This is a genomic window from Corynebacterium sp. MSK071, from assembly GCF_030232125.1.
GTDB classification, from domain to species: Bacteria; Actinomycetota; Actinomycetes; order Mycobacteriales; family Mycobacteriaceae; genus Corynebacterium; species Corynebacterium kefirresidentii.
This window is the reverse complement of the sequence record NZ_JASPJA010000020.1, coordinates 1-10,358: the sequence shown is the minus strand read 5'-3', so window position 1 is coordinate 10,358 and position 10,358 is coordinate 1. Positions and strand designations below refer to the sequence as shown.

The following is a 10,358-nucleotide window of genomic DNA, read 5'->3' as shown; positions in this document are numbered from 1 at the left end:
GAACTCGACGGAATACTTTCTAGGCATAGTTCAATCCTTCCTTAGCTGAGGTAGGAACTAAACCCAGGACGCTTCACCATGGGACATTGCAGTGAAAGACTCACTCATCACGAAGTACTCAGAATATGGCAGGTCAAGTCGATTAAATAGACAACATTAGATTGATAACATCAATTTATGTCTGCCAAAATACGCCATGCGCTACCATCCGATATCCCTGCCGCCGCGCGCACTCTAGCCTTAGCCTTCGAGTCCTATCCATGGACTCGACGAAGTATCCCAAGGGATAACTACCAACAACGTCTTTATCGCCTGCAGTACATCTATCTCACGCATGCAGTCACGAATGGTTTTGTCCTCATTAGCGGAAAATCGGATGGTGTTGCCGCTGCACTACCGCCGAAATGCCCCGGTTTAGAGAAGGCTCAACAGTCCGAAGTCGCTGACCTTATGGAAAGCCGTTTCACGACCATCTCGCAGATCAAACTTCCGAAACAGCCTGCTGATGCGTGGACTTCTGCAACATTGGGAGTCCATCCCACAAGAGCTGGACACGGATTAGGGACAGCACTCATCGAAGAATGCCTCAGCCACGTATCTAGGTCATCAACACCGCGGATAGGCCTGGAAACATCAACCAAAAGAAATGTTGACCTCTACCGCAGACAAGGCTTTAAGCTCGTGCATAAAACGCATGTCGAAAAAGAATTAATTGTGTACTCCATGTTCCTAGACATGCAGGCTAATACGTTAGGAGAGAATAGGTAGGTGGAGCGGTGTAGGCCCTACCAGCGACCTGAGATTCCTTTCATCACTGGATAGATTAAGCATCTTCCAGGAGCTAAGGTTTGTCCTTAATAAGAGTTGGAAGGGTGGCTTGTCCTGCAATGATCTGCGCAAAATCAGCATCCATAGAGCGAAGTAAGCGTATCGCATAGCGATGAGTAGACCAGAGACGGTCACTATCGAGCATGGGGCGTAGATGTGCAGCCCGGTTCCTTATCCACCGCAATTCATGGGCATAGCGGTATACCGCTTCACGCCGAACACCTTGGAACCCTAATGACAATGCAGCATTCCAGATCTCGAGGCGTTTGTTTTTCAGACCCGCTTCGGGGGAAGGAAGAATGCTCGTCCACGATCCAAAGTTCAAACTCGCCACCAAGTCATCGTGTGTTGGGGGCACAGATCTCACTGAACGACTCCCCGGGTAAGGTTTGTCATAATTATCTAGTGCTTTCTTCTCCCACCATTTCGGGTATAGGTCCGAGGCACTCCGGGGCTGCCATGATGGTGGAACATTGGGGCGAACGAGATGTTGCAAAATCGTTGGAGCCGGATTAACAATCCAATCCTCACCACCCCCACTATTAATATTCCATTGACGAAGCCGCGTATCGATTGTGTTTCGAAGCAATACTTCAACTACCCCTGTTAGCTCAGTTACTGCACTAGCGGCTTGAACATTCCAAAGATAGAGTTGCGCTGCCTCAATAACTCCTATCGAGTACCACCTCGGTTGTCACGCTGTGTGTCGTACAGGGGTTTACCCTTGTTTGCAAGAAGCACAAAACTACGTGGAGGGTCGTAGGATTGTGGTTGTTGTGGGGTGTTTTGGTGGCAACCAAATCTTTGATTTGGGCGGCAGCCCAACGAGCCGCAAGGCGAGGCGGGAGCATAAACAGTAACCCGTAGTGAACGGTTTTGTTGGTTGATCGGCTGGAGATATAGATCTACAGGGATATAGTTATAAGCGACCTGGGAAGATAGGTAAACCCGCAGGTGAAACCCTGTGGATAACTGGCCTCGTATTGGTAAATATGCGCAGCTGTATTGGTAAATATGCGCAGCTGTATTGGTAAATATGCGCAGCTGTATTGGTAAATATGCGCAGACTCGCAAAGCGTATTGGTAAATATGCGCAGTCTGAGCTGGGGGAATCCTCGTATTGGTAAATATGCGCAGCTGTATTGGTAAATATGCGCAGCCTGTTTTGTGCAAAAAGAAAGCGCCCCGGAGGGCGCTGCTTCTCCGCGATTGGTCTAGTCGAGCTCGGGGCGAGGTGGCTTCTGTTGAACTGATGGGGAGGTTCTAGTGACTGTCACACCGTTCGTGTCCGCTGTAATGCCGGCCTTGGGCCACGCGGTAGTGAGCTCAAGAATGGCTTTCTTTATTTCAGTGCGGAAATTAACCCAGTCTTGGCCTGTTTGCAGGATTTTGGTGGCGAAGTTGGCGGCGATCATGTCCCAGGTGAAGGTGTAGGCTTCGCGGTTGTTTTTAGCTAGCCAGTACTGCTTTACCGTGAGCCAGATATAAAGGTCCATCGCGCGGGGTTTGTTGAGCTCGCGCAGTACGTTGAGGTCGATGGGGATAGGTGCTTCGGCAATGTGCTTGAAGAACTGGGGAGTGAGGACAAGTTCTGATTCCATGAAGCTGCCCTGGTTGGGGTCGCGTGGGTCGAACCAGAGGTTCCAGTCTTCGAGAATTTGGGTGTTGCGACCCCGTGCGTGAACCCCGTCGTCGCTTTGGACAGTGATTGCTGAACTAGCTAGGCGTAGAAGCTGGTCGCGGATTTTAGAGAGATTTCCGGTTGCGCCGCCTGTGCCGCGTCCGGTGATGCCGATTGCTTGGAGGAAGTGGCTCATGGAGTGGCCTAGTGGAATGCGGCGGGCTTCTTCATGGTTGACTTTGCCTTCTTTGAGGCGTCCGGCATTAGCTACGGCGCGGGTGATGATGTATGCCATGATGAGGCGTGGGTACTTGCCGTATGGCAGGCCGTTGGGTGAGTAGACGCTGATGGTGCCTTCAGTAGTAGTTATTTTTCGTTCGTTGTTGTCTGGGTTGCGGTAGGGGAAGAGTGCTTGGACGAAGAGTTTGGAGGTGTAGCCGACGTCTTGGGCTTGGAGGAGTTCTTGTGCGGCGTCGTGTTCTTGCCTGCGGGCTAGTTCTTTGACTGCTTCGAGCTTGGTGCGTCGCTCGTCTCGGGGCTGCATGGTGCCGTGGTCTCCTTTCGGATTAGCGGCACCGACCGTGTTGTGCTTTGCTCACTGTCCGTGGGGAAGTGGTAAAGTCTTAACCGACACGGTCGGTGTCGTTTTTCTTTTGGACCCCCGCTAGAGTTGGCGCTCGATGATGCGGGGTTTCCTCATGTTTTGAGGAGTGTGCGCGCCCTGGACTTGAACCGAGGGTGTGTGCCGCTCGCGCTGCGCACCCCACGAGTGTAGGGCGGCTTTTTATTTTCTCCGACTATTAAATCACATCAGTGTTATTTACTGGGAGATTTAGTAATGGTGGCGATTCCCACCAAGAGGCCTATTGGCTATTCGATTTAATGAAGACTGCATCAGTTGGTTCTTATTTATTAGATACACCGCTACTAACGCTGTCAACACCACAAGCGTAAACAGAATAAGGTGCAGATTTTCGTGATCATTAGAGGAATCTATCCACTTACTAGCGCTGTAGGCGCCGGTAATAGCGGTATATACAACTGCGAAAATTAGCACGAATACTTTTCGAGACGACATATTAACCTCCCTTAGGACCATCCATCTGTGTGCGTGCCAGGCTGAAGGCCAGTATTAAGACCCGTAAAGAAAATGAGGGAATTTAATGCTGGAAGTGACTAATGGCTGTTGCTTGGGAAATTCTTCTCGAATAGAGGACCAGAGAAAACAAAGGCAAGAATCAAAAGTACAGTGCCAGTTCCCACTACTAGTAAAGGAATGATGGCGCTACCGGATTGCTGCCCAGTACCTGCATTATCAGCTGATACCCCTGTGCCAAACAAAAGGGCCCCGATCAAAATCATAATTAGACCTGAGAGTCTTGCCGATAGCACTAACCATAGTGCACGATTCATAGAATCAAGGGCGGCTCTGTCGAGCCGCCTGAAGCGGTCTCGTGTGTGCTGTTTTCACATGCGGTAACGGTATTGTTGTATTGTAAAACCATGAGGCAACCCCTCATTTCCGAGGCAACGCTATTCGTTTCACTTTTAGCCGAGAGTTACGGGTGGCGTTGCCATTTTTATTGCTTATATCACTTTAACTTAGCACTCTTATACATTTAGTTACAGCAGTGTGCTTTATAAAACACGTAGCTAAGACCCTGTTTTCACTGAAAATCGTTAATGTATACATTGCGTCACTCACTAAAACTAATGTATACATTAACGACTCTGTGACCTGGGGATTTAAGCTAATGCATCATATGATGCATTAAAATCGAAGCGGAAAACGCTTTAATGTATGCATTAAAAACCCCAGTTCATTATATGTTTTCGTCTAGAAATACACGGATGTAGCTGCAAGCAGCAAAATCAGCAAAAAGAGCATAAGGGGTTGTGGTGTCACCCCCTCTGAGGAGGGGGTGACAGCCGGCATAGCCGGCACAACTGGCAGCGGGTCACCGCTGCCACTAATTCGCCCGCCTGAAGGCGGGCGAATTAGCCTTATGCTCTTGCTACGAAACGTAAAAAGCGGCCCTTTAGGGGCCGCTTGTAAAAAGTCACGTAGCAATCCTCACCGTGGCACCTTGGTTACGGTTCTCGGTGGCGCCAGGAACCTTCGGTTCCAGGCGCTCGTAGCTACCAGAGAGTTGAGGGAGAGAATCTCCCTCGCCAGCGCCACGAGGCACCGGAGGTGTCCGAGTGGCTTGCTGGTCACTTACTTTCTGTAACGATTAACGTAACAGATTTCAATGTCGTTATTAGTGCGCAGTTGTAGCGCAGAAGCAACGCCGTTGCGTTACAAAGTGCTAAGTATTAGTATTTCTCCTCTTGGAGCGTTAACAACTGTGTACCAATCGCATAGACGAAGCCGGAATGGTGACTAACTCGGACATGAACCGTGTCTTAGAAACCGCCACTACTGCCTAGGCGAGCGTGGTCTTCGTTGGCGACCTCGAGCAATACTCGGCGGTTAAGACACACTCCGGGCTGCTGGCAACCTTGTTCCATGAATTGCCTGACGCAGTAGAGCTGACCGAAGTGTTCCGCCAGCGTGATACGGGCAAACGCAACCAGCTGCCTTCTGTATCTGGTCAGACAGATATAGAACTCGATACGTGGCTTCGCGCTCACAACCCTTACGACCGCGCGGAAACTGCTCGCCTTACCGGAGAGGAAGGAAACCTCAACCAGCTCAACCAAACTGTGCTGGCAGAGCACGCACGCTTTGCCCGCTCGAAGGTTGAGTCGCTGACCTGGCAAGAGGCAAGCATTACCACTTGCCTACACGAGGACAAAGACGCAGCCCTTAACGAGGTACAGGCCGACTATCAGCAGGTAGTACTTACTGCTGGGCGCATTCGCGCCTACGAGCAGGCCATGGCAGACCACAGTGCGGCCCTTCGCGAAGAAGAAGCTGCCCGCGCAACCATTGAGCACCAACGCCTACTGGCCGATGATTACACCCGCTCGGTTGCCGAGCAGGCCTATGACCACGACGCCGCAGACTATGGTACGTACCAACAGCGCATAGACCATGCGCACAAGCGTCTTGAACAGGCGCAACAGCGCCGCAGCTTAGCTCAGCAGGCCATTGAGGATACTGGTGCTAACTTGCCGGAGGCAGGTCTGTGGGACGAAATCTGCTACCGTGCCGACGACACAGAAGAATGGGACAAGCGCCTAAACGCTGCCGCACAACACGACAGCGAGCACGCCCACAAGCTTCAACAAAAACTCGATACTATCCGCCGCGAGAAAATGGACTGGGCTGACCGCGCCGACATCGCCACACGCTTGCGCGCAGAAGAAATCCCTAACGATGTCGCTGACCATGCAGGCTACATTGCCGATGAAGTCAACTTGCTGGCCGCACAACGCACCTACGAACTACGCCGCCTGGGCGTAGACGAGCCAGCACAAGAGGCAATCCGCGACATGGTCGCAGAAACCATCGCTGCTGCCTACGAACCAGACAATGACGACACCCACCACGACGAACAAGACACCACCGTCCAGAACACCGTAGAAGAAGCGCAACCAGCACCCGAGACCACAACAGAAGACGAAAGCACCGACAACGCCCAAGACGAAGACACCAGCGAACTGAACGGGGGCGCGCGAGCAAGCCTCGACTTCATCGCCAGCCTTGGCCTAGATGGCGAACAACAAAGCGATACCACCGACGAACAAGCACCCGCTGATGAGCTTGAAGAAAAACAAGGCCTAGAGCTTTAGAAAACAGCGAGGTCAATGCGCTAGCTCTCACATGGGTATATACCAGGTAATCAGCTTCTTTCCTCGAGCCATCGTGTAGCCCACTCTTCAAAAAGTTGGGAGATGCTCTTCTCTTCTTCCACTGCAGCGAGTTTGAGCTCTTTAATCAATTGTCGATCACGGACGTACAACTGAAGACGTGTCGCTTTATCATTAGCTTGAGCGAACATCTTTGTTGAAGGCGAGCTCTCCGGCCTATTTCCAGACGATTCTTCCCGCGCCTTATTCTTGGCCTTTGGAATTGCCATCATCTACCCCTTAATCCTCAAATGCTGCGACTACTTCTCGGGCCAAAGAATCCCACACCTTTGTACTGCTGGGCTTTGTTCCGAAAGCACGCCGTGTAGCCGCCCTAGTTGGGATGACTGTTTCAGCAAGCGCTGCAGTCTCATCACCCTCCAGCTCGGCATGGACCTCATCTAGAAGTTTTTCCCTCCTGTCGACATTCGACAGAACAACTGCTGTTGGTATCCCCATTTCTATTAGCCAAGAAAGCGTTATCTGAGTTCGATCAATATCCATCGGGGAAACACCAGTGGGAAGAAGGACTAAATCGGCAGCCTCGGCGCTTTCGGTTATGAAAGATAAACCACCTGGAGGGGTGTCGACTATAAGAAATTCCGGATTGTTCCCTCTTCTGACAACTCCAGAGAAATCACTTGAGCTGCGGACAGATTCGATGGGAAATGGAAAATCCTTCACTTTGGTTGCCCATCGGGTGGCAGATTGCTGGGGGTCGCCGTCTGCGACTGCGACCGTATAGCCCATCTTTCGAATTGCCTCTGCGAGCATTACCGAAAGTGTGGTCTTCCCCGTCCCGCCCTTCGACTGAATTACGGAAATTACTCGAGTCATACAATAAGAATAGATTCAGGAAGGATTTACCTGGGTAGTGACATGCGTATGTGTGTATATATTGCTATATGCATGGAAACCGCTAAGTAGGGAACTGAACTAAAAGTCACTTTATATTCATATACTGATATGCGCATATGAATATATGCTCATCCTGAAATTCAAAGCTATCCCCTTGCCGAGGGATACTCCTGTCGCGGGCGCGCTGTAAGGCGGTATGGTTTTGAGTGTCCGCAGCGCACCTCCCCCGGCGCATAGTCGGACGGAAGGAAAATAAAAAAGCCACAATCCCCCGCAGGTGGCTTCTCCCCTAGTGCTTCCAACGACGAGAAGCACTAGGGGAGTTTTCTTTATCGTCTTCTTGGAGCCTCTTTAGAGCTCAATCATGATAGTCCGGAAAGTAGCAGTGTAGACACAACAAGGTTGTTAAAAGCGTGTATGAGAAATGATGCTTTTGTTGTTTTAAACCAGAATCTGGCGAGCGTGAGTGACGACCCTAGGAATAGGGTGTAGATCATCAAGGGCGGGGCGATGTGGGCTCCGGCAAACGCTAATACGGAGATTAATCCCGCTGCCCACGCGGGAGTGTGTTGTTGTAGCCAATCAAGTAGCACTCTTCGGAATACGACTTCTTCTAGGAAAGGCATGGCTATTACAGTGCCAATTATTACTGCAGTTTGTGCGGCTAGGCCTAGGTGAGTGCTTTCATCGAGGCCGCTTTCCGAAGGTGACACTCCAGATATTGAACCAACTATAGCTGAAGCTGTAGCACTGATGAGAAGTGTCAGTGGTGCCCACCAGATTAGGTGCCATAGGGAGTGAGTGCTGTTTTGAAAACCCAGATCATTAAGGTTCCATTTTAGTCGGTGACACAGTCCGAACCATAAGGTTCCTAGTCCACCTGCTGCGCCAAAGATGACGGCACCGAAGGCGATCCACGCTCCGGATTTGAATATGTAGCCAAAAAGTAGTCCTCCTGCGCAAGTTCCGGCATCCATGCCGAGCATGCTTAGGGCAGCCCAGATGAGATGCGGCGTGCGGACTGTGGGAGGAAGCGAGTAAGAACCTACAGGGTGTGGTTGACCATTCTGCATAGGAACTATTGTCCATGCTGAATTGGCAATAAATTCCTCCCTAGGGACTAAATTCTCCTGAGGTTTAGAGGCTTCTTGCCCGTTGGCAGGTTGTCTATTTTTTAGGTGATTGCGATATGACGTCGGGACAGGGGGCTCTCCTGCTATGTTTAATTCTGCCCGCCATAGCACCCTTTGACTGTGGCGGGTTGCATAACAGATGAACACCGCTTTCCGGTGCGGTAGAAGCCCCTAGGCGTCGTGGTGAGCACCTAGGGGCTTTGTCATGACCTGACATAGAGGAAACCTTCGTGGGTGGGGATAGAAAAATTCCCCTAGCGTTTTACAAAACTCTAGGGGAATAAATCTCTCTATCTGCTCACAAAGCAGGTTGTTGGGATGTCAGTTTCCTGACTGTAGGGGTTTACATGGTGTAGACCCACTGGGAGTTGCCTGCAGCTGGCTGAGTGATGATAGCGCGGATGTTGTCTTCAGTAGCCTGGTAGGACGCGCGCTCATTCTTTAGCGGATCGTTGACGGTGAAGGTCTTCTTATCCTTGTCGTAGCCGGAAACGTAGACGTAGTGCCCGAAGCCTGGCTTAGCCATCTCGCCGCTGATGACACCGGTCTGAGCCAAGATGATGGCCTTTTTACCCTTCTTGATGTCATCGATAGCTTTGACTGCATCACCATTGAGGTGCTGCTTGCCAGAAACACCACGCTGGTTGAGGATATCGACGACCTGGCCGGTTTGCAGGTAACCGCTGATGTTGCCGCGAATATCGGTCATAGCCTGAGCCTGGTTGGACTTGGTGTAGCTGGCTGGGACGTCACCGCCGTTTTGCAGCAGAGCCATCAAAATAGTGGCAGGACCACAGTCCTCCCACTGTGTGCCCTGGTCTTGAGCCTGGGAGATGTACTGGAACTTGTGCTTGGTTTCAGCCTGCGCAGTAGCGACAGTACCGAAGCCAGAACCCTGGTTAGAGTGGGTGTCAGGCGTGGGTGCCAAAACGCCGGTGGCAGCTGCGGCGGTAAGAACACCGGCGGCAATTTTCTTGTTGAGATGGGCTAACAAGGAAGTCTCCTTCGGGTCTTAAAACGATGTAATTCCTATTCCCTAATAGGACGCCACCGACCCTACAACAAAGGTTTACGTATCGCAGTACAACCTACACCCTATTAATAAAACGGAAGACTCCGTACTAAACGCAACTTACTGCATCTTATTGGGTCGAGAACTGGCTTACTTTTAACAGTGTGAGATTAGACAACGCGTGACAAAGAGTCAGATTATTGTGCCCCCAGAAGAGGATTGTGTACTTTCCTGTTTTCTTGAGCGGCAATGCGCTGACGATGAAACCCTTTGGACGTTTGCCACAGCTTCTAGAAAATGCAGTTGAGATTTTCCTAATTGATTAGCGTGATCTATATCATTAGTGCGCAAGACTGCAACTTTTGAACCTCTATTCGATTCAGTGAACGCCATTCCGTATCGATCGCGATATGTGCAGGACCGCATTAATCGTGGGACTAATTCTGGAGTGATAGTTCGTCTTTTAAGAGGTCTAGTTCGACACTTTCTTATTCGGCGTTTCGCTGCGGTGAGAGTCATAGAGTAGACGTGCGGCCCCTGGTGGCTTTAGTGCCTCTGTAGTGCATTACAGTGAGCAGAATCTATCAATCATTCCGCGTGGTTTAGCCTTTTAGAAAGCATTGCGGTATACGGATTGATTTCACCTGTTTTACTCAGCACCGCGCTAGTCGGAGGCTAATCCTTATTGGTAGATGCCCCAGCTGGTGCGACGTATATCTCTGTCTCACCTAAGTCCCTACCCTGCTAGAGCTCTATATAGCTCACCGCAATGCTTCTTTGGGTGGCCTTCTTTCCAAAAATCAAGATAACACCTAAACGCACGTATATAATGATATGCGTATATGTCTATATGCACATGCACACATATTTAAAATGTTTAAAGACACGCCAAACCGACAAAGGGATTTCCGTAATTGTAAAGCCAAATGCGGCTGCTATGTTGGATGCTTCCCGCCGGATTTCCTTAGTAGTTTCGGTGGTCGTACAGAAAAGTAGATGCACCTTCCGGTGCGACAAATCCCTGAGCACCGTGATGGGCGGAATCAAGCGGTGGATGCGCCACGCTTGAATAGTTCGTTAAGTATTTCACGTGGGGTTGCGCCGCCGAGGA

General features: G+C 50.6%; 7 protein-coding genes. 2 read left to right on the top strand and 5 right to left on the bottom strand.

Features of this window, described 5'->3' with window-relative positions; all coding sequences use genetic code 11:
- Positions 1-177 precede the first annotated feature (177 nt).
- Positions 178-768 carry an N-acetyltransferase gene (locus tag QP990_RS11750; RefSeq protein WP_284799356.1) on the top strand — a complete coding sequence of 197 codons (591 nt, stop codon included), beginning with the start codon at positions 178-180 and terminating at the stop codon, positions 766-768.
- Between the two features lie 1,274 nt (positions 769-2,042).
- On the opposite strand, the gene QP990_RS11745 is transcribed toward QP990_RS11750, so the two are convergent.
- Positions 2,043-2,993: a replication protein RepA gene (locus QP990_RS11745; protein WP_239206849.1), complete on the bottom strand. Its 951-nt coding sequence runs from the start codon at positions 2,991-2,993 to the stop codon at positions 2,043-2,045.
- 1,892 nt (positions 2,994-4,885) lie between these two features.
- On the opposite strand from QP990_RS11745, the gene QP990_RS11740 reads away from it, so the two are divergent.
- Positions 4,886-6,187, top strand: a complete 1,302-nt coding sequence (locus QP990_RS11740) for a hypothetical protein (protein WP_340439532.1) — start codon at positions 4,886-4,888, stop codon at positions 6,185-6,187.
- 50 nt (positions 6,188-6,237) lie between these two features.
- Here QP990_RS11740 and QP990_RS11735 read toward each other — a convergent pair whose 3' ends face one another.
- From QP990_RS11735 to QP990_RS11725, 4 genes are all read right to left on the bottom strand, one after another.
- A complete protein-coding gene (locus tag QP990_RS11735) occupies positions 6,238-6,477 on the bottom strand; it encodes a peptide transporter (RefSeq protein ID WP_284799353.1) in 240 nt (79 codons plus the stop codon).
- Between the two features lie 7 nt (positions 6,478-6,484).
- Positions 6,485-7,081, bottom strand: coding sequence for a ParA family protein (locus QP990_RS11730; protein ID WP_284799352.1), 597 nt, complete (start codon positions 7,079-7,081; stop codon positions 6,485-6,487).
- A 383-nt stretch (positions 7,082-7,464) separates the two neighbouring features.
- Positions 7,465-8,079, bottom strand: coding sequence for a CPBP family intramembrane glutamic endopeptidase (locus QP990_RS12400; RefSeq protein ID WP_349839618.1), 615 nt, complete (start codon positions 8,077-8,079; stop codon positions 7,465-7,467).
- Between the two features lie 499 nt (positions 8,080-8,578).
- Entirely contained in the window at positions 8,579-9,229 is a 651-nt protein-coding gene (locus QP990_RS11725; protein WP_239206846.1) for a C39 family peptidase, read from the bottom strand.
- Between the last annotated feature and the right edge of the window lie 1,129 nt (positions 9,230-10,358).